The 21,813-nt window shown below is 59.7% G+C and carries 24 protein-coding genes; 13 read left to right on the plus strand and 11 right to left on the minus strand.

Annotated elements, in window-relative coordinates; genetic code table 11:
- Positions 1-8 precede the first annotated feature (8 nt).
- The 4 genes from BMS17_RS02260 to BMS17_RS02275 form a co-directional block, all read right to left on the minus strand.
- Positions 9-557: a cupin domain-containing protein gene (locus BMS17_RS02260; protein WP_046027697.1), complete on the minus strand. Its 549-nt coding sequence runs from the start codon at positions 555-557 to the stop codon at positions 9-11.
- 595 nt (positions 558-1,152) lie between these two features.
- Entirely contained in the window at positions 1,153-2,451 is a 1,299-nt protein-coding gene (locus BMS17_RS02265; RefSeq protein ID WP_077430327.1) for an FAD-binding oxidoreductase, read from the minus strand.
- Positions 2,452-2,508: 57 nt separating this feature from the next.
- Positions 2,509-3,999 (minus strand): aldehyde dehydrogenase, encoded by a 1,491-nt coding sequence (locus tag BMS17_RS02270; RefSeq protein ID WP_046027702.1) that lies wholly within the window; start codon positions 3,997-3,999, stop codon positions 2,509-2,511.
- A gap of 235 nt (positions 4,000-4,234) precedes the next feature.
- Positions 4,235-5,611, minus strand: coding sequence for a glutamine synthetase family protein (locus BMS17_RS02275; protein ID WP_046027704.1), 1,377 nt, complete (start codon positions 5,609-5,611; stop codon positions 4,235-4,237).
- Positions 5,612-5,895: 284 nt separating this feature from the next.
- On the opposite strand from BMS17_RS02275, the gene BMS17_RS02280 reads away from it, so the two are divergent.
- From BMS17_RS02280 to BMS17_RS02300, 5 genes are all read left to right on the plus strand, one after another.
- Positions 5,896-6,657: a gamma-glutamyl-gamma-aminobutyrate hydrolase family protein gene (locus BMS17_RS02280; RefSeq protein ID WP_046027705.1), complete on the plus strand. Its 762-nt coding sequence runs from the start codon at positions 5,896-5,898 to the stop codon at positions 6,655-6,657.
- 333 nt (positions 6,658-6,990) lie between these two features.
- Positions 6,991-8,133 carry a polyamine ABC transporter ATP-binding protein gene (potA, locus tag BMS17_RS02285; protein WP_046027706.1) on the plus strand — a complete coding sequence of 381 codons (1,143 nt, stop codon included), beginning with the start codon at positions 6,991-6,993 and terminating at the stop codon, positions 8,131-8,133.
- A gap of 29 nt (positions 8,134-8,162) precedes the next feature.
- Complete coding sequence (locus tag BMS17_RS02290) at positions 8,163-9,044, plus strand: ABC transporter permease subunit (protein ID WP_175649006.1); 882 nt, start codon at positions 8,163-8,165, stop codon at positions 9,042-9,044.
- Positions 9,041-9,925, plus strand: a complete 885-nt coding sequence (locus BMS17_RS02295) for an ABC transporter permease subunit (RefSeq protein ID WP_046027709.1) — start codon at positions 9,041-9,043, stop codon at positions 9,923-9,925. Before BMS17_RS02290 ends, BMS17_RS02295 begins: the two co-directional genes overlap by 4 nt.
- A gap of 218 nt (positions 9,926-10,143) precedes the next feature.
- A complete protein-coding gene (locus tag BMS17_RS02300; protein WP_046027711.1) occupies positions 10,144-11,241 on the plus strand; it encodes a polyamine ABC transporter substrate-binding protein in 1,098 nt (365 codons plus the stop codon).
- A gap of 265 nt (positions 11,242-11,506) precedes the next feature.
- On the opposite strand, the gene thpR is transcribed toward BMS17_RS02300, so the two are convergent.
- Complete coding sequence (gene thpR / locus BMS17_RS02305) at positions 11,507-12,046, minus strand: RNA 2',3'-cyclic phosphodiesterase (protein WP_046027715.1); 540 nt, start codon at positions 12,044-12,046, stop codon at positions 11,507-11,509.
- A gap of 61 nt (positions 12,047-12,107) precedes the next feature.
- On the opposite strand from thpR, the gene BMS17_RS02310 reads away from it, so the two are divergent.
- Complete coding sequence (locus tag BMS17_RS02310) at positions 12,108-12,302, plus strand: hypothetical protein (protein WP_046027717.1); 195 nt, start codon at positions 12,108-12,110, stop codon at positions 12,300-12,302.
- 14 nt (positions 12,303-12,316) lie between these two features.
- Here the strand turns inward: BMS17_RS02310 and BMS17_RS02315 are convergent, their stop codons facing one another.
- Both BMS17_RS02315 and BMS17_RS02320 read right to left on the minus strand, forming a co-directional pair.
- Positions 12,317-12,670, minus strand: a complete 354-nt coding sequence (locus BMS17_RS02315) for a DUF1428 domain-containing protein (RefSeq protein WP_046027719.1) — start codon at positions 12,668-12,670, stop codon at positions 12,317-12,319.
- Positions 12,671-12,672: 2 nt separating this feature from the next.
- Entirely contained in the window at positions 12,673-13,755 is a 1,083-nt protein-coding gene (locus BMS17_RS02320) for a hypothetical protein (RefSeq protein WP_046027721.1), read from the minus strand.
- 415 nt (positions 13,756-14,170) lie between these two features.
- On the opposite strand from BMS17_RS02320, the gene BMS17_RS02330 reads away from it, so the two are divergent.
- The gene (locus BMS17_RS02330; RefSeq protein WP_046027728.1) at positions 14,171-14,440 is read left to right on the plus strand and encodes a hypothetical protein; all 270 of its coding nucleotides are present in this window, start codon (positions 14,171-14,173) and stop codon (positions 14,438-14,440) included.
- Here BMS17_RS02330 and BMS17_RS02335 read toward each other — a convergent pair.
- The 3 genes from BMS17_RS02335 to BMS17_RS02345 form a co-directional block, all read right to left on the minus strand.
- Entirely contained in the window at positions 14,437-15,075 is a 639-nt protein-coding gene (locus BMS17_RS02335; RefSeq protein WP_046027730.1) for a DUF5074 domain-containing protein, read from the minus strand. The genes BMS17_RS02330 and BMS17_RS02335 overlap by 4 nt on opposite strands.
- Before the next feature lie 36 nt (positions 15,076-15,111).
- Positions 15,112-16,323: a hypothetical protein gene (locus BMS17_RS02340; RefSeq protein ID WP_046027732.1), complete on the minus strand. Its 1,212-nt coding sequence runs from the start codon at positions 16,321-16,323 to the stop codon at positions 15,112-15,114.
- A gap of 91 nt (positions 16,324-16,414) precedes the next feature.
- A complete protein-coding gene (locus BMS17_RS02345) occupies positions 16,415-17,245 on the minus strand; it encodes an AraC family transcriptional regulator (RefSeq protein ID WP_046027733.1) in 831 nt (276 codons plus the stop codon).
- A 135-nt stretch (positions 17,246-17,380) separates the two neighbouring features.
- On the opposite strand from BMS17_RS02345, the gene BMS17_RS02350 reads away from it, so the two are divergent.
- From BMS17_RS02350 to BMS17_RS02360, 3 genes are all read left to right on the plus strand, one after another.
- Positions 17,381-17,899, plus strand: coding sequence for a carboxymuconolactone decarboxylase family protein (locus tag BMS17_RS02350; RefSeq protein WP_077430328.1), 519 nt, complete (start codon positions 17,381-17,383; stop codon positions 17,897-17,899).
- 30 nt (positions 17,900-17,929) lie between these two features.
- Complete coding sequence (gene grxC / locus BMS17_RS02355; protein WP_046027735.1) at positions 17,930-18,181, plus strand: glutaredoxin 3; 252 nt, start codon at positions 17,930-17,932, stop codon at positions 18,179-18,181.
- 117 nt (positions 18,182-18,298) lie between these two features.
- Positions 18,299-18,730, plus strand: coding sequence for a nuclear transport factor 2 family protein (locus tag BMS17_RS02360; RefSeq protein WP_077430329.1), 432 nt, complete (start codon positions 18,299-18,301; stop codon positions 18,728-18,730).
- 60 nt (positions 18,731-18,790) lie between these two features.
- Here the strand turns inward: BMS17_RS02360 and BMS17_RS02365 are convergent, their stop codons facing one another.
- Entirely contained in the window at positions 18,791-19,993 is a 1,203-nt protein-coding gene (locus BMS17_RS02365) for an NAD(P)/FAD-dependent oxidoreductase (RefSeq protein WP_077430330.1), read from the minus strand.
- Positions 19,994-20,240: 247 nt separating this feature from the next.
- On the opposite strand from BMS17_RS02365, the gene BMS17_RS02370 reads away from it, so the two are divergent.
- From BMS17_RS02370 to BMS17_RS02380, 3 genes are read left to right on the plus strand one after another with little or no spacing between them, the layout of a single operon-like run.
- The gene (locus BMS17_RS02370; protein ID WP_077430331.1) at positions 20,241-20,810 is read left to right on the plus strand and encodes an Rrf2 family transcriptional regulator; all 570 of its coding nucleotides are present in this window, start codon (positions 20,241-20,243) and stop codon (positions 20,808-20,810) included.
- A gap of 49 nt (positions 20,811-20,859) precedes the next feature.
- A complete protein-coding gene (locus BMS17_RS02375; RefSeq protein WP_046027739.1) occupies positions 20,860-21,261 on the plus strand; it encodes a hypothetical protein in 402 nt (133 codons plus the stop codon).
- Positions 21,262-21,272: 11 nt separating this feature from the next.
- Entirely contained in the window at positions 21,273-21,812 is a 540-nt protein-coding gene (locus BMS17_RS02380) for a hypothetical protein (RefSeq protein ID WP_046027741.1), read from the plus strand.
- The last annotated feature ends 1 nt before the right edge of the window (position 21,813 follow it).

Genomic DNA, 21,813 nt, shown 5'->3' on the forward strand with positions numbered 1-21,813 from the left:
TTTTGAGGTTAGAAGTTTGCCGGGGTGTTGGCGCTGATGATTTCCGCTTCATCCTGGCCAATATTGCGAAACTTGTGCGGCAGGGTTGTCGGGAAGTAGTAGCCGTCGCCCGCGTTGAGCACGCTGATCTGGCCATCCACGGTCAGTTCAACCGTGCCACGGGTTACGAGCCCACACTCCTCCCCTTCCGAATGCACAATCGGCTCCTCCCCCGAACTCGCGCCAGGCGCGTATTGCTCACGCAGCAAGCGCATTTGCCGACTCGGCACCGAGGCGCCGATCAGCAGCAACCGCAACCCATGGCGCCCAAGATCCGGCTGTTCATTGGCGCGGAACACGTATTGATGCTCACGCGGGGGCTGGTCGAAGGTGAAGAAGTCCGCCAAGGACATGGGGATGCCTTCGAGCAGTTTTTTCAGGGAGCTGACGGAGGGACTGACGCGATTCTGTTCGATCAGGGAGATGGTGGCATTGGTGACGCCGCTACGCCGGGCCAGCTCGCGCTGGGACATTTTGTAGCTTTCGCGTACTAATTTGAGTCTTGAGCCCGTGTCCATGACAGCCTTATGCGTGAATTACTTAAGGGGTAATGGGGGTGGATGGCGGGCGACTTTTGGCCGCGAAAAACACCGCTTCCCTGTCCCGGAAATTTGAAAGGCGGGTATTAAATCACGTTTGTTCGTGTTGCTCAGCAGGTTCGATAAATGGTTAGTTAAAAAGGCTGTTGGGGCCTGGTGCCAGCATGCGACGGGGGTGAGTCAGGGCCTATCGACGGTGGCTGATATGGCCTCTTCGCGAGCAGTGCGTGAATTACTTAAGGGGTAATGGGGGTGGATGGCGGGCGACTTTTGGCCGCGAAAAACACCGCTTCCCTGTCCCGGAAATTTGAAAGGCGGGTATTAAATCACGTTTGTTCGTGTTGCTCAGCAGGTTCGATAAATGGTTAGTTAAAAAGGCTGTTGGGGCCTGGTGCCAGCATGCGACGGGGGTGAGTCAGGGCCTATCGACGGTGGCTGATATGGCCTCTTCGCGAGCAGGCTCGCTCCTGTAGGAGCCAAGCTTGCTCGCGATGGCGGTGTGTCAGTCACATCGATGGAGGCTGATACACCGCCATCGCGAGCAAGCTCGGCTCCTACAGGGATTGCGGCGGATTTAGATGCCGAAACGGTCGCGCAGCGAGTAATACACGGCACCGAGGGCGGTCAATGGGGCCGAGAAGGTGCGGCCGCCGATCATTGGCATGTGTGGCAGCGAAGCGAACGCATCGAAGCGTTCGGCGTCGCCGCGGATCATTTCCGAGATCAGTTTGCCGGCCAGGTGCGAGCAGGTGACGCCGTGGCCGCTGTAACCTTGCATGTAGTAGGCGTTTTTCTCGATGCGGCCGAATTGCGGCATGCGCGACATGGTCAGCAGGAAGTTACCGGTCCAGCGGTAGTCGATCTTCACGTCCTTCAGTTGCGGGAAGGTCTTGAGGATTTTCGGCTTGATCAGCTGTTCGATGTCATCCGGTTCACGCGCGCCGTAGACCACGCCACCGCCGTACAGCAAGCGGTTGTCGGCGGTGAGGCGGTAGTAATCCAGCAGGTAGTTGCAGTCTTCGACGCAGTAGTTGTTTTTGATCAGGCTGCGCGCCTGCTGCTCCGACAACGGTTCGGTGACGACGATTTGCGAGCCGCACGGCATGCTTTTGCTGGTCACGCGGTTGTCGAGGCCTTGCGGCAGGTAGGCGTTACCGGCGATCAGCAGGTACTTGGCCTTCACCACGCCTTTGGCGGTGCGCACGGTGATCGGTTCGCCGTAGGTGATTTCCACCGCCGCCGATTGTTCGTAGATTTTGCCGCCCAGGCCGATGATGGCCGACGCTTCGCCGAGGGCCAGGTTCAGCGGGTGAATGTGGCCGCCCTGCATGTCCAGCAGGCCGCCGACGTAGGCGTCGGACCCGACTTCGCGCTTGATGTCGGCCTTGTCGAGCATTTTCAGGTTCTTGTTGCCGTAGCGCTCCCAGCTCTTCTTCTGCTCGGCCAGGCCATTGAGTTGCTTCTTGTTCATCGCGGCGAAGATGCCGCCCGGACGGTAGTCGCACCGGATGTCGTAGTGTTGTATGCGCTGACGAATGATGTCGGCGCCTTCGAAAATCATGCTGCCAAGGATTTCAGCCGTCTTGTCGCCGTAGCGTTCTTCGATGACATCGACGTCGCGGCTATAAGAGTTGACCAGTTGACCGCCGTTGCGACCGCTGGCGCCGAAACCGACTTTGGCGGCTTCCAGTACGGTGACGCTGTAGCCGGCTTCGGCGAGGAACAGCGCCGAGGACAAACCGGTGTAGCCTGCGCCGATGATGCAGACGTCGCAGTCCACCGCACCTTCCAATACCGGGAAGTCGCCCTTGAAGTTGCGAGTGGCGGCGTAGTAGCTGTTTACATGATTTTGTTTATCAGAGCTTTGTTTCATAAGTTTCTCCGATGACCGCCGGCAGCGTGCCGGCGACCGTCGCTTTTTTTATAGGTGTTAGAGCTTGATCCAGGTCGCTTTGAGTTCGGTGTACTTGTCGAACGCGTGCAGCGATTTGTCCCGACCGTTACCCGACTGCTTGTACCCGCCGAACGGCGCGGTCATGTCGCCGCCGTCGTATTGGTTGACCCAGACGCTGCCGGCACGCAAGCCGCGAGCGAAGGTGTGAGCCTTGCTCAGGTTGCTGGTCCAGACGCCGGCGGCCAGGCCGAAGATGCTGTCGTTGGCGATGCCCAGGGCTTCTTCAGCGGTGTCGAAGGTGATCAGCGACAGCACCGGGCCGAAAATTTCTTCACGGGCGATGGTCATGGCGTTGGTCACGCCGTCGAAAATCGCCGGTTCCACGTACAGGCCGCCGGTGCTTTCGAGGGTGCGGCTGCCACCCGCGATCAGTTGCGCGCCCTGGTCTTTGCCGACCTGGATGTAACGCAAGACGTTGTCCAATTGACGCTGATCGACGACCGCACCGACGGTGGTTTCAGGGTCCAGTGCATGGCCCGGTTTCCAGGCTTGCAAGGCTTCCACCAGCAGCGGAATGAACTGTTCGCGGATCGAACGCTCGACCAGCAAGCGCGAGCCGGCGGTGCAGACTTCGCCCTGGTTGAAGGCAATCGCACCGGCCGCCGCTTGGGCTGCCGCGCGCAGGTCCGGCGCGTCGGCGAACACCACGTTCGGGCTCTTGCCCCCGGCTTCGAGCCACACGCGTTTCATGTTGCTTTGCCCGGCGTAGATCATCAGTTGCTTGGCAATCGCGGTCGAGCCAGTGAAGGCCAGCACGTCGACGTCCATGTGCAACGCCAGTGCCTTGCCGACGGTGTGACCGAAGCCCGGCAGCACGTTGAACACGCCTTTCGGGATGCCGGCGTCCAGTGCCAGTTGCGCAATGCGAATGGCGGTCAGCGGAGACTTTTCCGAAGGCTTGAGGATGAACGAGTTGCCAGCCGCCAGGGCCGGGGCGAACTTCCAGCTGGCCATGATCAACGGGAAATTCCACGGCACGATGGCCGCGACTACACCCGCCGGTTCACGGGTGATGAGGCCCAGTTGATCGTGCGGGGTGGCGGCGACTTCGTCGTAGATCTTGTCGATGGCTTCGGCGCTCCAGCGGATCGCGTTGGCGGTCGCCGGGATGTCGATGTTCATCGAGTCGTTGATCGGCTTGCCCATATCGAGGGTTTCGAGCAGGGCGAGTTCTTCCTGGTTGGCCAGGATCAGGTCGGCGAAGCGGATCAGGATGCGCTTGCGCTCGGCCGGGGCGAGGTTGGCCCAGATGCCGGATTCGAACGTGCGGCGCGCGACGGCGACGGCCGCATTGGCGTCGGCTTCGTCGGTGCTGGCGACGTTGGCCAGGAAGCGACCGTCGACCGGGCTCGTGCATTCAAAGGTATCGCCGCTGAGTGCCGGGGCGTATTGGCCGTCGATGAACGCACGGCTTTCAATGGTTAGGGACTGGAAGCGTTGCTCCCAGTCGCTGCGAGTGTTTGTCATGGTTGTGACTCGACGTAGAGGAATAAGTGATCGTTGGATTGACTGCCAGTCAGTTAAAGATTTGAAATGCAATCCACTGTGGGAGCGGGCTTGCCCGCGATTGCGGTGTGTCAGGCGCCATCAATGTTGACTGTGATGACGCTATCGCGGGCAAGCCCGCTCCCACAGGGGTTGGCGGTGTACACGCGATCGGTGTACACCCGCCTTTTATCCTTGACTGACGGTTTTTAGCCAATCAAACCGTGTGCAAGTACCAGTTGTACTCAAGGTCGGAGATGGAGTTCTCGAACTCGGCCAGCTCGCTTTCCTTGCACGCCACGAACACGTCGATGTACAGCGGGTCGATGTATTTGGCCATGACTTCGCTGTCGTCCAGCTCGCGCAGGGCATCGCGCAGGTTGTTCGGCAGGCTCTGCTCGTTTTGCTCGTAGCTGTTGCCTTCCACCGGTGCGCCCGGTTCGATCTGGTTGGTCAGGCCGTGGTGAATACCCGCCAAAACCGAGGCCATCAACAGGTACGGGTTGGCGTCGGCACCCGCAACACGATGCTCGATGCGTACCGAGTCCGGCGAACCGGTTGGCACACGCACTGCTACGGTACGGTTGTCGATGCCCCAGCTCGGGGAGTTCGGCACGTAGAACTGCGCGCCGAAACGACGGTACGAGTTGACGTTCGGGCAGAGGAACGCCATCTGCGCCGGCAGGGTCTCGAGCACACCGCCGATCGCGTGTCGCAGCGCGGCGTTCTGCTCGGGATCCTCGCTGGCAAAGATGTTGTTGCCTTCTTTGTCGAGAATCGAAATGTGCACGTGCAGACCGTTGCCTGCCTGACCCGGATACGGCTTGGCCATAAACGTGGTGTCCATCTCGTGGTCGTAGGCGATGTTCTTCACCAGACGCTTGAGCAACACCGCGTAGTCGCAGGCTTTGATCGGGTCGTTGACGTGATGCAGGTTCACTTCGAACTGCGCCGGGGCGCTTTCCTTGACGATGGCGTCAGCAGGGATGCCCTGCTCTTTCGCGCCTTCGAGGATGTCTTGCAGGCAGTCGACGTATTCGTCGAGGTCGTCGATCAGGTACACCTGGGTCGACACCGGACGCTTGCCGGACACCGGTGAGCGCGGCGATTGCGGACGGCCGTTCACGTTGTCCTGGTCGATCAGATAGAACTCGAGTTCGAACGCAGCGCAGATGGTCAGGCCCATGTCGTCGAACTTGCGCACGATATTGGCCAACACTTCACGCGGGTCGGCGAAGAACGGCTCGCCTTCCAGTTCATGCATGGTCATCAACAGTTGCGCGGTCGGGCGCTTCTGCCAAGGCTCGATGCTGAGGGTGCCAGGAATGGGGAAACAGATTCGGTCAGAGTCGCCGATGTCCAGACCCAGGCCGGTGCTTTCCACCGTAGAACCATTGATGTCCAGAGCAAACAGGGACGCCGGCAGGTTAATGCCTTTTTCGTAGACCTTATGAAGACTGGTGCGCTCGATGCGCTTGCCGCGCACCACACCGTTCATATCCGCAATCAGAAGGTCGACGTACAAAACCTCAGGATATTTCTTAAGGAATGCGTTTGCTTCGTTGAGTTGAACGGCACGCAGAGGGACCGACATGATGCACCTATTTTTTAGCTGTTAATTATTATGTTCACTACCCTTTCACGAGCCCAGTCAACCCGAACGGCAAAGTGAAGTCAATAGCGAACACTTGGCCTTTCAACCTTTATTTTCGGGCCTTTTTTGGGCACGAGAGTCCTAAATGAGTCTTGCACACCGTGTAAACGCTGAGGTTCGGACGTACGGCGTTTAGAATTTTTTACATGAGAGTTGTTAATTAAAATCAACAAGGCTAAGCTCCGGAAAAGCTCGTTCAAGTGTGAAACTTCGAGGTGATAAAAATGGCATTCAAGCCATTGATCGGCGTTACTGCGTGCGTCAAACAGATTGGCCTGCACCCCTACCACATCAGCGGCGACAAGTACTTGCGTGCTGTCAGCGTCGCGGCTTTGGGGCTGCCTGTGGTCATTCCTTCCTTAGGCGAACTGACTGAAATCGAGGATATGCTCGCGCATCTCGACGGTCTGTTGCTGACCGGCTCGCCCTCGAATGTGGAGCCTTTCCACTATCAAGGCCCGGCCAGCGCTCCCGGCACGGATCACGATCCGGCGCGGGACGCCACAACCCTTCCTTTATTGCGTGCGGCCATTGCGGCTGGCGTGCCGGTGCTCGGCATCTGCCGGGGCTTCCAGGAAATGAACGTGGCGTTTGGTGGCAGCCTGCACCAGAAGGTCCACGAGGTGCCCGGCATGCTCGATCACCGCGAGGCGGACAGCCCGGAGCTGGCGGTGCAATACGCACCGGCGCATGCGGTCACCGTGCAACCGGGTGGCGTGTTCGAGGCGCTGGAGTTGCCGGCCGGGTTCATGGTCAATTCGATTCACAGCCAAGGCATCGACCGACTGGCGCCCGGCCTGCGTGCCGAAGCGATTGCGCCGGACGGTTTGATCGAGGCGATTTCGGTGGAGCACAGCCCGACCTTTGCCGTCGGCGTGCAGTGGCATCCGGAATGGCAGGTGCTGTCGAACCCGCCCTACCTGAGTATTTTCCAGGCGTTCGGCGATGCGTGCCGGCGACGGGCCGCGCTGCGTAAAAACCGCTGACTTAAAACACTGAACATAAATTTACTGCCCCCGCGAGCCAGTCGGGCGTGCCCTTGCGCGCCCGTCCCTCGCGACAGCAACACACTGCGATAACAACAAGTACTACCAGGCAGCCAGGACGGCGGCGCCGAATAAGCCCAGCCGGAACGGGTAACCCTGTAGGAGCCGAGCTTGCTCGCGATGGCGACCGAACATTCAACATTGATGTCGGCTGCCGGGGCCTCATCGCGAGCAAGCTCGGCTCCTACAAGGACCGTACCCGGCTCAGGCTAGCAATCCACTATTAAGTCAGGCCGCGTTGGCCCGACGACTGAAACCTGTTGGGAGTTTCACATGGCAAACGCCTCCAGCATTTACAGGAAGGCTCTTGAAGGTCACCAGGCACCGAAAAAGGTGTTGGTGAAAGTCGACCGCGTCACCAAGAAGTTCGACGAAACCATCGCAGTGGACGATGTTTCGCTGGAGATTCATCAAGGCGAAATCTTCGCCCTGCTCGGCGGCTCCGGCTCGGGCAAATCGACGCTGCTGCGCATGCTCGCCGGTTTCGAACGTCCCACCGAAGGCCGGATCATGCTTGACGGTGTCGACATCACCGACATGCCGCCGTACGAGCGGCCGATCAACATGATGTTCCAGTCCTACGCCTTGTTCCCGCACATGACCGTGGCCCAGAACATCGCCTTCGGCCTCAAGCAGGACCGTTTGCCCGCCAGCGAAATCGACGCCCGCGTTGAAGAAATGCTGCGACTGGTGCACATGACCCAGTACGCCAAACGCAAACCGCATCAACTGTCCGGCGGTCAACGTCAACGTGTGGCACTGGCCCGTTCCCTGGCCAAACGTCCGAAGCTGTTGCTGCTCGACGAACCGATGGGCGCCCTGGATAAAAAACTGCGTTCGCAGATGCAACTGGAGTTGGTCGAGATCATCGAGCGCGTCGGCGTGACGTGCGTGATGGTGACCCACGACCAGGAAGAGGCCATGACCATGGCCGAGCGCATCGCAATCATGCACCTGGGCTGGATTGCGCAAATCGGCAGCCCGGTCGACATCTATGAAGCACCGGTCAGCCGCATGGTCTGCGAGTTCATTGGCAACGTGAACGCCTTCGACGGCACAGTTGTGGAAGACCTTGAAGGTCACGCGATCATTCACAGCCCGGACCTTGAAAACAAGATTTACGTTGGCCACGGCGTCAGCACCTCGGTGCAGGACAAGTCGATCACCTACGCCATCCGCCCGGAAAAAATGCTGGTCAGCACGATCAAGCCGGACACTCGCTACAACTGGTCGCAAGGCAAGGTGCACGACATCGCCTACCTCGGCGGTCACTCGGTGTTTTACGTGGAGCTGCCTGGCGGCAAGATCGTCCAGTCGTTCATGGCCAACGCCGAACGCCGTGGCGCGCGTCCGACCTGGGACGACAAGGTCTATGTGTGGTGGGAAGACGACAGCGGCGTGGTACTGCGCTCATGAAAACACTCAATCAGCGGTTTATGCGGCTGATGCCGAGTGGTCGAAAGCTCGTCATCGGGATTCCATTCTTGTGGCTGTGCCTGTTTTTCCTGTTGCCGTTCTTCCTGGTGATGAAGATCAGCTTCTCGGAAGCGGCGCTGGCCATTCCTCCTTACTCCGAGATCTACACCTACGCCGAACAGAAATTCCAGCTGTTCTTGAACGTTGGCAACTACCTGCTGCTGACCGACGATGAGCTGTACCTCTCGGCCTACCTCGGTTCGTTGAAGGTCGCGTTTTTCAGCACGCTGATGTGCCTGGTCCTCGGTTTCCCGATGGCCTACGCGATCACCAAGGCCAGCAAGGAAGCGCAAAACGTCCTGATGCTGCTGATCATGATGCCGACCTGGACAGCGATCCTGATCCGCGTTTATGCGTGGATGGGCATCCTCAGCAACAACGGTTTGCTCAACGCGTTTCTGATGTGGACCGGCCTGACGTCGCACCCGATCGAGATCCTCAACACCAACACCGCCGTCTACATCGGTGTGGTGTATGCGTATCTGCCGTTCATGATCCTGCCGCTGTACGCCAACCTGGTCAAACACGATCAGAGCTTGCTGGAAGCAGCGTCGGACCTGGGCTCGAGCACCTTCAACAGTTTCTGGAAAATCACCGTGCCGCTGGCCAAGAACGGCATCATCGCCGGTTGCATGCTGGTGTTCATTCCGGTGGTCGGTGAGTTCGTGATTCCGGAACTGCTGGGCGGCCCGGAAACCCTGATGATCGGTCGCGTGCTGTGGCAAGAGTTCTTCAACAACCGCGATTGGCCGGTGGCGTCTGCCCTGGCGGTGGTGATGTTGCTGATCCTGATTGTGCCGATTCTGCTGTTCAACCGTAGCCAGGCCAAAGAGATGGAGAGTCGGGGATGAAACGCTTCGGATTTTCAAAGTTCATGTTGATTTTCGGCCTGTCGTTTATCTACCTGCCGATGCTGATTCTGGTGATCTACTCGTTCAACGCCTCCAAACTGGTGACGGTGTGGGGTGGCTGGTCGTTCAAGTGGTACGCCGGTTTGCTGGACAACACGCAACTGATGGGCTCGGTGGTGCGCTCGCTGGAAATCGCCTGCTACACCGCGATTGCGGCGGTGGCGCTGGGCACGTTGGCGGCGTTTGTGCTGACCCGCGTGACCCGCTTCAAGGGCCGCACGCTGTTCGGCGGCCTGGTAACGGCGCCGCTGGTGATGCCGGAAGTGATCACCGGTCTGTCGCTGTTGCTGCTGTTCGTGGCCATGGCGCAGTTGATCGGCTGGCCGCAGGAACGTGGCCTGGTGACGATCTGGATCGCGCACACCACGTTTTGTGCCGCGTATGTCGCGGTGGTAGTCTCCGCCCGCTTGCGCGAGCTGGACCTGTCCATCGAAGAAGCGGCCATGGACCTCGGTGCCAAGCCATTCAAGGTATTTTTCCTGATCACCATTCCGATGATCGCGCCCTCGTTGGCAGCCGGCGGCATGATGTCGTTTGCCCTGTCGCTGGATGACCTGGTATTGGCGAGCTTCGTCTCCGGGCCGGGTTCGACGACCTTGCCGATGGAAGTGTTCTCGGCGGTACGTCTGGGCGTGAAACCCGAGATCAACGCCGTAGCCAGTTTGATCCTGTTGGCCGTCTCGATCGTGACTTTCATGGTCTGGTACTTCAGCCGCCGCGCCGAAGCCACCCGTAAGCGTGCGATCCAGGAAGCGATGGACCAGACCGCCAGCGAATCCTGGCAACAACCTGAAAAGCAAATGGCTGGAGCAGTGGCCTAAGGGTCTGCTGCACGCACACTTTGTAGCAGCTGGCGAAGCCTGCGTTCGGCTACGAAGTAGTCGTAAAACCTGTGAATTCAATCTTCCTGATAGAACCGCAGTGTCTGAACTCACGACTGCTTCGCAGCCGAACGCAGGCTTCGCCAGCTGCTACAAGGGGTGTGCCATGACTGCAACTGTTTTGCGTATTTGAATAAAAAAGAAATGGAGTTGTACCGATGAAAATGCTTGGCAGGACTCTGCTGACACTGTCCTTATTGGGCGCAATGGCTACCGGCGCCCAGGCCAATGACAAGGTACTGCGCGTCTACAACTGGTCGGACTACATCGCCCCGGACACCGTCAAGAAGTTCGAAGACGAGACTGGCATCCGCGTGACCTACGATGTGTTCGACAGCAATGAAACCCTTGAAGCACGCCTGCTCGCGGGCAAATCCGGCTACGACCTCGTCGTGCCGTCCAACAGTTTTCTGGCCAAGCAGATCAAGGCCGGGGTGTACCAGACGCTCGACAAATCGAAGCTGCCAAACTGGAAAAACCTCAACCCGGTACTGCTGAAAAACGCCGCCGCCAGCGACCCCGACAACAGTCATGCCTTCCCGTACATGTGGGGCTCGATCGGTATCGGCTTTAACCCGGCCAAGGTCAAGGAAGTGCTCGGCGCCAACGCCCCGACCAACTCCTGGGACTTGCTGTTCAAACCGGAAAACGCTGAAAAACTGAAAGCCTGCGGCATCAGCTTCCTCGATTCGCCGACCGAGATGATCCCGGCCGCCCTGCACTACCTGGGTTACCCGGTGAACGATCAGGACAAGGCGCACATCGCGGAGGCCGAAGCGCTGTTCATGAAAATTCGCCCGTCGGTGGCGTACTTCCATTCCTCGAAGTACATCTCGGACCTGGCCAACGGCAACATCTGCGTGGCCGTCGGTTACTCCGGCGACGTGCTGCAGGCCAAGGCCCGCGCCGAGGAAGCTGGCGACAAGGTGAAGATCGACTACAGCATTCCAAAAGAAGGTGCCGGCAGTTTCTACGACATGGTCGCCATGCCGCGTGACGCCGCCAACGTTGAGAACGCCTACCTGTTCATGAACTTCCTGATGCGCCCGGATGTGATTGCCGACATCACCAACAACATCGGCTACAGCAACGCCAACGCGGCCGCCACGCCGTTGGTGGATGAAGCGATCCGCAACGAACCGGGTTCCTATCCGCCGGAAGCGGTGATGGCGACGCTGTATGCCATTCCCGACCAGCCGATTGCCATCCAGCGGATCATGACCCGTGGCTGGACCAAGGTGAAGCTCGGCAAATAATCGCTGAATTTGAGATAGCCATCGCGGGCAAGCCCGGCTCCCACAAGGTTCCGTGCTGGAACACAGATTTGTCTACGACGCCAACCCTGTGGGAGCCGGGCTTGCCCCGGGCTGCATTTCCACGCGGAGCGTGGGAACGATCATCAGCTTTACAGTTTTCCGTTCCCGCAGCGCCTTACCACCGCTGCACGCTATTGAAGCAGAACGGCCTCACCTGGCTTCCTCGGTTTAGGTGAATTCAGGCGCCCTCCTCGGGCGCCTTTTTTTATGCAGGAACGAGCGGCCATTCGGCCAACGCCCGATAACGCCCCTTATGCGATTCAAACAGCACGAATCGATCAGCACGCAGGAAAAATTCAGGCGCAGCGGCAGACTCGGGCACCGGCATCCGATAGTCGCGCATCAACGTCAAATGCGGGCGAAACTCCTTCGGCGCATCCTCAAACCCAAACGGCAACATTGCCTGCTCCAGCGCATAGACCAAGCGCAAAAGCTCAGGCGGCGCCTGCTCGGGTGCGAGCACCAACACCCCGGCCCGGCGCCAGACATCCAGTCGATCAAGCACCAGCCGCAACGGCTCTCCCGGCACGCGCACCTTTGCGGCAGCTGTGCAGATCTCGCCGATCTGCGCCACACCGACCGCGCCCAAAAACAGCAGCGTCAGGTGAAAGTTGTCCGCCGGCACCGGGCGCCCGCTGCGCAGTTGCAGCGCGTTGCGCCACTGGGCGATGGCCCGGCGTTGCTCTGGCGGGCAGCTCAGCGCGAAAAACAGCCGCTTGAACGGTTCACGGAATTCGTCGCTCATGCCTGGCACCTCCTGACATGCACGTTATAGTTGAACCAACCGAAAACAACGGGAGGGGGCCATGCGGGAGATCATCAGCAAAGAGCCATGGTGGGCAATGCCGCCACAACCGGGGCAGGATGAATCCGAGCTGGAATGGGGCTGGCTGGTTCACTATAGCGAAGGTGAGCCGCGTTTCGAGTTCGTCAGGGAGCGGCCGACGGATAACGAGATCCGTAATCGCAAGAGTTGCCGGATCACCCCGAGCGCGGAGTGATCCGACGGTTCGCGTCAGGACTGATAGATGATGTTGAAGCCGCCGAAGATCATGCGCTGACCATCGAACGGCATTGAATTGACGTCCGGTTGCATGCGCGGGTCGGCCATCATTTTCTGCATGCCGGCATTGCGGGTCGACTTGTCTGGCCAGATGATCCAGGAAAACACCACGGTTTCGTCTTCCTTGAGTTTTACCGCCATCGGAAACGAGGTCACTTTGCCGTCCGGCACGTCGTCACCCCAACATTCAACAATGCTCAAGGCGCCGTTCTCCTTGAAAATCGCGCTGGTGATTTCGGCGTGCTTCTTGAATTGCTCGCGGTTGGCGGTCGGTACAGCAATCACACAGCCATCGACATAAGACATGGTCATTCTCCTGCGGGGGGTTGAGGGTCGATCTGCTGGTTAGTCGACTGGCTCGGAGTCCATTCGACAGTGGCCGGATCCTGGCCGACCGGCGGTTCGGCGCTCGCCGCCAAATTGCCCTCGACCTGCCCCGCTATGTACAAAGTCCCCGCCATCACGCCGGTCGTCGGATTTTTCACCAACTGCATCCAGGCCTTATCGAACGTGTTGCCCAGGCTGCTGCGAATCAGCGCTTCGCTGTCAGGACGGTCGGCGGCCTGAATCAGCGCGCGAATCCCGGCCACACCGACGGTAATCAACCCGCCCGCGAGTTTCCCGGCTGCTGCCGCCACGGCGCTGGCCGCACCGCGAGGGGCCATTTCGGCCTCCATGCGCTGACTGGCGCGCTTGGCCACGGGCGCCATGGCGGTGTCGGTCGAGCCCACGCCCTTGTCGCCACCCGCCTTGTGGATCTTGTCGATCAGCGCGGCATAGGCCGGCAAGCTGTCCAGCGGCGCCGTGTGCACGACTTGATAAAGCGAGGCATTGCGCGCCGGCGGCGGCCCGAGGGCAATGGCGGGGATTTTCTGGATTCGGCCGTTGAGTTGGGCCATCGGTATGCCGTGACGCTGGGAGGTTTTCTGCAGTTCTTCCTGAAGAATATCGACGTAGAACGCGGTGGCCAGGCCGAGAATCGCATCGGGATCAATTTCGACCGCGACCGGCGCCAGCACGCGTTGCTGGTATTGCTCCAGCAAATAGCCCGCCAGGCGCTTGGCCGAGGCGTCCTGTTCGCCCTTGGCGCTGATGGTGTACCAGCTGACTTTCATCGACAGCCATTCCTGGGTCCAGTAACTGCTGAACCAGGGAATGAAGTTCTCTTCGGTGAGTTGGTAAACCCGTGTTCGCCAATAATCCATGGCGCCGCGCGCATAGATTCGGGTCTGCTCGGTGGCCGATTGCGACGCCACGACGATTTCGCGATCCACCTGTCGCCATGTGCTCTCGGACACCACCACAACCGGCGCCACCACCGGGGCACGCTCAGGCGTGGCGCATCCCGCCAACACCACCAACACGGCGACGATCAGCGAACGCAGGTTCAAGATCGCGGTTTCCTACAATCGCCCTTGGGCAGAATGCCCGGTACTCAGAGGCCTATTTATTTGAGTATAGGTGCCGGTGTTTGTTCGCTTTGGATCGAAGGCAGATTTGAGGGCCCCATCGCGAGCAAGCTCGGCTCCTACAGGTTCAGCGGTGCTCACAGATTTGTGGGAGCCGGGCTTGCCCGCGATGGGGCCCCAGAGAACACCATCATTGCCGTCGATATTCACCATCGCGACGAATGCCTTCCGCAATAAAACCGTCAGGCGCACGATCACCCCATCACAACGCAAACCCCGCATCGGAGGGGCACATCATGTTGATCCATCTCCTGACCTGCCTGACCCTGACGGCCGTTACGCTGACACTTTTTTCCCGTTTCATCCTGGACATCGGCCAGACCGAGGAGCAAGCATCATGATCCACTCCGTTACTTTGGCAGTGAGCTTCCCGGTGTTCGGCAGCAACTACTACGCACAGGAATCTGTGTCGCGCAAAGCGCTGTCATTAGTGTTCGACAAACACTACGAGGCGTTGCTGATACCGGCAGCAGCCAACCACTTCAGCAACGAAGTGGTCGGCCTCAACGATCAGTTCCGCTTTCTCAATGACGTGCTGGCTGAACATCTGCTGGAGATCGAACTGGCCCAGAGCACATCCCGCTCGTCGCGTCAGTTTACGTTCTAGGAAGACACGGGCCGGCGAACGGCCCTGACTTTGCCGCTGTTGCCACCGCCGCAGAAAAACCGCTCGCCACCATCCGATTCAAGCCCTGACACCCCCACGCCTGACGGCATTTCGATGGCCTCCAGGACTTTGCCGGTGATCGGGTCAATTCGCCGCAATTCACTTTCTTCCTCCTCCCAGGTGCCGTGCCACATTTGGCCGTCCACCCAGGTCACGCCGGTGACGAAACGGTTGGACTCGATGGTGCGCAGGATTTTCCCGGTCTCGGGGTCGATTTGATGGATCTTGCGCGCCCGGTACTGACCGACCCACAGCGTTCCTTCTGCCCAGGTCAATCCCGAGTCGGTACCGCCGCCGGGCGCCGGAATTGTCGCGAGTACCCGGCCGGTGTGCGGATCAATCTTGTAGATGTGCTCGCCACCAATCTGGAACAAATGCTTGCCGTCGAAGGCGGTTCCCGCGTCGGCGGTGACGTCGATCGAACGCAAGTGTTCGCCGCTTACCGGGTCCAGGGCATTGATTTTCCCGCCGGCAGCGAACCACACATGCTTGCCGTCAAACGTGACGCCACCGACGCTGTCAGCGCCGGGAAAAGGTCCGTACTCGCGGATGATTTCAGCTGATGAACGTTTCATGGGTACATCCTCTTCACTGGGTGTGTGGAGTGGATCCTAATCACCCGGCAACAAAGCGGTGAGTAACAAAGTCGTCGCGAATCCCGGCATCGGCGGCGTCATCCAGCGACGCGCCTTGCCGCGACCGAACGCCTGCACTTTGCTGGCGACTGCCAGCGAATCAAGCGCCCGCTGCACGCTACGCTGACTGGTGCCAAGCGCCATCGCCAAGGCCGAACTCGACCACGATTCACCGTCTGCCAGAAAAGCCAGGAGCGCCGCGTGCTGCTCCTCGACCGGTCGCGCCAGCACCACGACGTCGGGCGCCACCAGTGCAAACCCGCGCTTCGTCGCAGTGACGTCGGCCAACGGTCGAAGCGCCGCCCGCAGCCGTCCGATCTCCACGCGCAAGCGCGCACGGTGGGATTCATCACTGAGTTTCAAGCGAAAGGCGTGGGCGATAAGCACTTCGCGGCTGACATCGGCCGGCCAGGCTTCAGCCAACACCCGTGCGAGGGCGAACAACACCGGGCGACTGCCCAGCGAGACGGACATGCCGGCGCCGCGCACCGTGTAGCGACACGCGTCGACCACCAGCGAGGTTGAAGCGAACAGCGTTTCGACTTCATCCAGCATCAGTGGTCGTGTTTCGCCACGGCTGATCAACCGGGCTGCGGGGGCGTTCATGACGTGAGCGGCGCTTTCGACTTCGCCCGTCAGTGCGGGGATAGCGGCTTCGGCGGCAAAGTGTTCAGCCCTTTGCAGCGCAGACCGGGCCTTTTTGATCTCCAGCCGACGCATCGCAATGCCGGCCACCACCAGTTCATGTGCGGCACGCAGGGCCGGCGGCAACGGCGCGGGGTCGAGACGGACGAGTAATTGCTCGACCTGATCGAGGTGCCCGATCAGCAGCAACCGGCGGATTTCCAGATACCGCGCATGTGCCGCATTCACCCAATCCCCATGGGCTTCCAGCGTCGCCCGTGCCGCGTCGAGGGCCTTTACCGGCCAGCTCAAATCGCGCGCCGCCAGCGCAATTTCGGCCTCAGCCACCACGCACCGCGCCCGGGCCATGGGCTCTTTCGCACCAAATGCACGCGCCGCCCGTTTGACCAACGCCTTCGCCCGTTCCAGATCGCCGAGCTGGGCCATGGCGATGCCGCGCAGTGCCAACGCCGGTGCATCATCGCGCAAGGCCACCCGGTTCAAAGCACCGAGCGGATCACCCGCTGCCAGCGCTCGGGCAGCGGCGGTGATTAACGAGTCCATTTGAATGGCGCCACGTTCGACACTCCCATCGTTCGATGTCCGCTGATCAGTCTATCTCACGAACCTCAAACAGCCCGTCACCCCACGAGCGTTATCGCGCGCGCTTGCCTTCTTGCACCCATTCACGCGGGCTGATGCCGGTTTTCCGGCGAAAGGCCCGGGCCAGGGCCGAGGGGCTTTCGTAGCCGACTTCATCGGCGATCAGTGCAATCGACTTACCTTGGCGCAAGCGCTTCTGCGCCAGGCTGATGCGCCAGCTCACCAGATAGTCGACCGGCGTCTGCCCGACCACCAGCCGAAAGTGTTCGGCAAAACTGGCGCGCGACATGTTGGCCACCGCCGATAATTGGGCGACGGTCCAAGGCTTTTCAGGCGCGTCATGCATCAAGTTCATGGCCCGCGCCAGCCGTGCATCCGCGAGGCCGGCCATCATGCCCGGACGCTGATCGCGACTGGACAACAGGTGGCGCAGCAACTGAATCACCAGCAATTCGAACAGTCGATCCATCATCGCTTCACGGCCGCAGGTGTCGCCGAACGCTTCGTTGAACAACCAGTCCAGCGTGCTGGCCATCGTCGGAACGCTGCCCAGTGGCAGTAGCAGATAGTCAGGCAACGCGGTCGCCAGGGCATTACCGGCGCCGCCGTCGAAATCCAGCGAAGCGCACACCAGTTGCGTGCCCGACGCTTCGCTGGCGAACAAGCGATGACGATAAGGTCGCGGGAAAAATATCAGCGTGGGCTCGGTCAGCAAACGGTCCGGTTCATCGGCCAACTTCAGCGTCAATTCGCCCGCCTGCAGCAGGTGGATGTGCCCCGTTGACTGCTCACCATCAAAGACCACGGCGTCGCAAAAACGCCCACTGAAGAAGCTCCCGGCGCTGACGCCGAAGTGGGTGAGCAAGGTGGACAAGCGATCCATGGAACGACTCCCGGGGGAAAGGTTTGGACGATCTGTTGCATATCCTCGACGATTTGCACCCTAAACGCCACCACCGTTGCATAGCATAGACCCCGTACCCAGCGCACACCGCGCTTGAATCGACGGAGCAACACCATGAGCCGCATCACCGCCCTGAGCCTCGAACACGCCACTGAAACCACTCGCCCGCTGCTGGAAGGCGTGCAGAAAAAAATCGGCTTTTTGCCCAATGTCTTCAAAACCCTGGCCCATGCCCCTGCTGTATTGGCGGCCTACCTGCAACAAGGCGTGGCGCTGGGTAAAACATCCCTGAGTGCGACGGAAAAAGAAGCCATTTTCCTGGCCACCTCGCAGGTCAACGGCTGCGATTACTGCCTGGCGGCGCATACCTTGTTTGCCGGTAAAGCCGGACTGTCGGCGCAGGACATCCTCAGCGCCCGGCACGGCCAACTGAATGCCTTCGCCACGCTCGCCCAACAAATCACCGAAAGCCGTGGCCACCTGAGCCTCGAACAAATCGACGCAGCGCGTACCGCCGGCATCAACGACGCCAAGATCATTGAAGTGATTGCCCATGTGGCCTCGCAGACGCTGACCAACTACCTCAACAACCTCGCCCTGACCGATATCGACTTCCCCGCCATCGATGCTTGAACCCGGCGCTTGATTTCAGGAGTACTGACAATGAACAACGTGACGATCTACACCACCGACACCTGCCCCTATTGCCGTAACGCCAAGGCGCTGCTGAGCAGCAAAGGCGTCACCGCGCAGGAGATAAACGTTCAGGCTGATCCCGGCAAATTCCAGGAGATGCTCGACCGCAGCGGTCGTCGCAGCGTGCCGCAGATTTTCATCGGTGACACCCATGTCGGCGGTTTCGATGACCTGGCCAAACTGGATCGTCAGGGCGGTTTACTGTCGATGCTGGCCTGAAATGCACGACGCCCGGCGCGGCCTGAAATACAGGTCGTGCCGGGTATTTTCTTAATTCTTCATAGGTTGTACGATGACCGACGAGTCACCCATTCCCATAACAACAAGGAAACACCTATGAAGAACGTCAAACTGCTGGTCGGTTTTTTATGCCTCTTCAGTGGCTACGTAGCGGCCGCCCCCGCCTCCGGCGAGAAAGAGGTCGCCAGCGCTGTCGACCATCTGACCCAAGCCATGTTGCACAAGAACATCACCGAGCTTAAAGCGCTGACCGCCGAGAACCTGACCTACGGGCATTCCAGCGGCAAGGTTCAGGACAAGACCGACTTCATCGCTGATATCGAAACGGGCAAAAGCGCGTTCAAAACCCTGGAAATGCAAAACCAGACCATCAACGTCTCCGGCGATGTCGCGCTGGTGCGCAATCATTTCTCGGCGCAAGCCCTCAAAGGCACCGAAGTGGTCCCGACCGAAATCGAGAACTTCCAGATCTGGCAAAAGAAAAGCGGCCAATGGCTGCTGGTTGGCCGCCAGGCTTTCCGTATCTAAAACAAAAATCCCGCTCAAGGTCACTTGAGCGGGATTTTTTATTCACGCAGCGTTATCGAATCAAGCTACCGGGATCATCGGGTCCGCGGCTGCCAATGCGGTGACACGGTCAGCTGCCGGCGGGTAGATCCAGACCGTATTGATTTGAGTTTTGAGGTCTTTGGCTTCCTGCTTGACCAGTTTGACCTGACGATCCCAACCCTCGGTGTACACCGCGCCCCAGGCCCCCAGATCCAGGCAGGTGACGTACTTGGGCTGGCTGTACGGCGTCGGGTCCACCCCCAGGATTTGCGCCGCCACGTTATTCCCTGCGTGACGCCCCAGCGAGATCGCGTGCTGGCAGGTCATCAAGGCATGATTACCGATGTCATCACTGGCCGCGTACGCCACATCCCCCGTGGCAAAGATGTCGTCCTGGCCGATGACTTTCAGATGGCTGTCCACGTGCAGACGGCCCATGGCATCACGTTCGGCGGGGATTTGCTCAGTCAGCGAACTGGCTCGCACACCGGTGGTCCAGACCACGGTCTTGGCGTCGATGCGCTGGCCATCGGCCAAGGTCACACCCTTCTCGTCGACTGCAACAACCGACGATTTCAAACGCCACTTCACGCCCAGCTCAGTGCTTGCCTCAGCGATCTTATGGCTGATTTCAGCCCCCATCGAAGCACCGACCTTTTCGCCACGGTCGACGACGATCACCTCGATGTCCGCGTCCTCGCCGAGGATGGCCCGCAGACGCGCCGGCATTTCGGTCGCCGTTTCAATCCCGGTGAAACCGCCACCGGCCACCACGACCGTGTTGCGGCTTTTACTGGCAGGCAGGTTGACCAGGGATTTGAGGTGGTTTTCCAGACGCACGGCTTGTTCGATCTGATCCACATCAAAGGCATGTTCGGCCACACCCGGGGTGTCCGGCAGGGCCAGGCGGCTGCCGGTGGCCAGAACGAGTTTGTCGTAGCTGCACGTCTGCGCAGTGCCCGAAGCATCGGTGTAACCGACACGTTTTTGCTGCACATCGATGGTCTCTGCGGAGCCCTTGATGAACTTCACACCGACGGCATCGAACAGCTCACCAATCGGTGCGGCGAGTTGATGAGCATTCGGTTCGTAGAAGCGCGGACGCACACGCAGCTCGGCCTGAGGCGCCAGTACCGTGACCTCTACGCCGTCATGATCATGAAGGTCGAACAGGCGCGTGGCGCTCAACGCCGTCCACATGCCGCCGAAACCTGCGCCGATTACCAGAATGTGCTGTTTCATCGTTTTAACTCCGGGGAAGACCAAAGACTCTGCTCGTTGTTGAGCTGACAACGGCGACTATAGTGATCCGAGTTAAAACACGCAACGACCTTCCATCGATCGTTACCATCACCTGCCCTGATACCTCGACAACCCGGCCAACAGCTCTCATCCATCGACCGTTCAGGCTAATTAGCGGTGTCGACGGCTCGTTGCTTCCCTATCCGTCGACTGATAACATTGGCGACTCATTCAGTCGGAGATATCAATGTCTCTTTACAGCGCGGGCGTTGAATACGGCATTCATTGCCTGATTTTTCTGGTAGGCGATTACGGCGATAGCCGTGAGGCGAGCGTGCGCGACCTCGCCGAACTGCAAGGCGTGCCGCTGGATTACCTGGCCAAGATCTTCACCAAACTGGCCAAGGCCAAACTGGTCATCGCCACCGAAGGTGTGCGCGGCGGGTTCAAACTGGCGCGCCCGGCGGACGAAATCAGCGTGCTGGACATCGTCAACGCCATCGACGGCCAGAAGCGGATCTTCGATTGCCGCGAGATCCGTGGGCGCTGCGCCCTGTTCGACGGCTCCCCGCCAGAGTGGGCCCTGGACGGTAATTGCGCGGTGCACGCGGTCATGATGACCGCGCAAAAGCGCATGGAAGAAGCGCTCGCCCAGCAAACCATTCTCGATTTGGCCAGAAGGGTCGGGCGCAAAGCGCCTGCCGAATTCGGTGCCCAACTGAACAACTGGATGAATGATCGGCGGGAAAAGAAAACCGCCATCAGTGCACCGGTCGAGGATGAGCAAATCATTCCGACGACCGATATTTCCGACTGACCAATCACCTATGGGCAAACCGGATTAGAGCGCTCTATGATTGAACCCCATGACGACCTCCGCTCCGATCCGCTCACCCTGCCCGCCCGGCGCCTGCACCTGCGGGCGTGACCCGCTGCTGGAAACACCGGGCGCGGACGTGCGCATCCTGTTTCTGACCCGCCAGGAAGAAAAACGCCTGCTCGATCGACTGGAAAACCTGCAGAGCCTGGCCGACCTCGAACGCCTGCAAAACCGCATGTACGAGCAACTGGGCATCCGCGTCGAGATCGTACCCAGCTTCAACGAAGTACGCACCATGCGCGGCATCGGCATCACCCTCGGCGAACAGCCCGGGCTGTGCCGAAAAACCCGCCAGTCAATCCCGGCCGCGATTCGCCGAGGCCTGGAGAATCGCCCGGAAATCGCTTATGACATCCTCAACGCCAACGACCTGTTGCGTGATGCCTGAGGGCAGTAACGATGAATCTCGTGATGGAGTTCCCCGTCACCGACGACATACTGACGTCCTACGCCCTGGCCATCGGTGCTGATCTAACGGCGTACCGCAATCATATTTATCGGATGCTGAACTTCTATGTCGCGATCAGCGGCACTGATTCACTGCCATCGGAGGCGGTGCAGATTGCGGCGGCGTTTCATGACCTGGGCATCTGGACTGACGGGACCATCGACTACCTGGAACCGTCGGTCCAGCAGGCCATGGAGTACCTCGCCAGTCGGCAGTTGACGGACCTTGGCGACGAAGTGACGGCGCTTATCCTGGAGCACCACAAAGTGCGGCCTTACCGCGCCGCCCATGCACTCAGCGTCGAGCCTTTTCGGCGAGCCGATGTGATCGATGTGTCCCTGGGGTTGATGACGTTCGGCCTGCCAAGGGCTTACATCAAAACGGTGAAGGCGACGTTTCCCAATCATGGCTTTCACAGGATGCTGATCAGGCTCACGGCGCGGCAGTTCCTGCGCTCCCCGCTCAAGCCATTGCCGATGTTTCGCTGGTAAA

Source organism: Pseudomonas sp. C9, from assembly GCF_002000165.1.
Taxonomy (GTDB): Bacteria; Pseudomonadota; Gammaproteobacteria; order Pseudomonadales; family Pseudomonadaceae; genus Aquipseudomonas.

What these genes read in the sequence shown, in the direction of transcription:
- BMS17_RS02260 (WP_046027697.1), bottom strand. Translation starts at nt 557, where the DNA reads ATGGACACGGGCTCAAGACTCAAATTAGTACGCGAAAGCTACAAAATG.
- BMS17_RS02265 (WP_077430327.1), bottom strand. Translation starts at nt 2,451, where the DNA reads ATGAAACAAAGCTCTGATAAACAAAATCATGTAAACAGCTACTACGCC.
- BMS17_RS02270 (WP_046027702.1), bottom strand. Translation starts at nt 3,999, where the DNA reads ATGACAAACACTCGCAGCGACTGGGAGCAACGCTTCCAGTCCCTAACC.
- BMS17_RS02275 (WP_046027704.1), bottom strand. Translation starts at nt 5,611, where the DNA reads ATGTCGGTCCCTCTGCGTGCCGTTCAACTCAACGAAGCAAACGCATTC.
- BMS17_RS02280 (WP_046027705.1), top strand. Translation starts at nt 5,896, where the DNA reads ATGGCATTCAAGCCATTGATCGGCGTTACTGCGTGCGTCAAACAGATT.
- potA (WP_046027706.1), top strand. Translation starts at nt 6,991, where the DNA reads ATGGCAAACGCCTCCAGCATTTACAGGAAGGCTCTTGAAGGTCACCAG.
- BMS17_RS02290 (WP_175649006.1), top strand. Translation starts at nt 8,163, where the DNA reads ATGCCGAGTGGTCGAAAGCTCGTCATCGGGATTCCATTCTTGTGGCTG.
- BMS17_RS02295 (WP_046027709.1), top strand. Translation starts at nt 9,041, where the DNA reads ATGAAACGCTTCGGATTTTCAAAGTTCATGTTGATTTTCGGCCTGTCG.
- BMS17_RS02300 (WP_046027711.1), top strand. Translation starts at nt 10,144, where the DNA reads ATGAAAATGCTTGGCAGGACTCTGCTGACACTGTCCTTATTGGGCGCA.
- thpR (WP_046027715.1), bottom strand. Translation starts at nt 12,046, where the DNA reads ATGAGCGACGAATTCCGTGAACCGTTCAAGCGGCTGTTTTTCGCGCTG.
- BMS17_RS02310 (WP_046027717.1), top strand. Translation starts at nt 12,108, where the DNA reads ATGCGGGAGATCATCAGCAAAGAGCCATGGTGGGCAATGCCGCCACAA.
- BMS17_RS02315 (WP_046027719.1), bottom strand. Translation starts at nt 12,670, where the DNA reads ATGTCTTATGTCGATGGCTGTGTGATTGCTGTACCGACCGCCAACCGC.
- BMS17_RS02330 (WP_046027728.1), top strand. Translation starts at nt 14,171, where the DNA reads ATGATCCACTCCGTTACTTTGGCAGTGAGCTTCCCGGTGTTCGGCAGC.
- BMS17_RS02335 (WP_046027730.1), bottom strand. Translation starts at nt 15,075, where the DNA reads ATGAAACGTTCATCAGCTGAAATCATCCGCGAGTACGGACCTTTTCCC.
- BMS17_RS02340 (WP_046027732.1), bottom strand. Translation starts at nt 16,323, where the DNA reads ATGGACTCGTTAATCACCGCCGCTGCCCGAGCGCTGGCAGCGGGTGAT.
- BMS17_RS02345 (WP_046027733.1), bottom strand. Translation starts at nt 17,245, where the DNA reads ATGGATCGCTTGTCCACCTTGCTCACCCACTTCGGCGTCAGCGCCGGG.
- BMS17_RS02350 (WP_077430328.1), top strand. Translation starts at nt 17,381, where the DNA reads ATGAGCCGCATCACCGCCCTGAGCCTCGAACACGCCACTGAAACCACT.
- grxC (WP_046027735.1), top strand. Translation starts at nt 17,930, where the DNA reads ATGAACAACGTGACGATCTACACCACCGACACCTGCCCCTATTGCCGT.
- BMS17_RS02360 (WP_077430329.1), top strand. Translation starts at nt 18,299, where the DNA reads ATGAAGAACGTCAAACTGCTGGTCGGTTTTTTATGCCTCTTCAGTGGC.
- BMS17_RS02365 (WP_077430330.1), bottom strand. Translation starts at nt 19,993, where the DNA reads ATGAAACAGCACATTCTGGTAATCGGCGCAGGTTTCGGCGGCATGTGG.
- BMS17_RS02370 (WP_077430331.1), top strand. Translation starts at nt 20,241, where the DNA reads ATGTCTCTTTACAGCGCGGGCGTTGAATACGGCATTCATTGCCTGATT.
- BMS17_RS02375 (WP_046027739.1), top strand. Translation starts at nt 20,860, where the DNA reads ATGACGACCTCCGCTCCGATCCGCTCACCCTGCCCGCCCGGCGCCTGC.
- BMS17_RS02380 (WP_046027741.1), top strand. Translation starts at nt 21,273, where the DNA reads ATGAATCTCGTGATGGAGTTCCCCGTCACCGACGACATACTGACGTCC.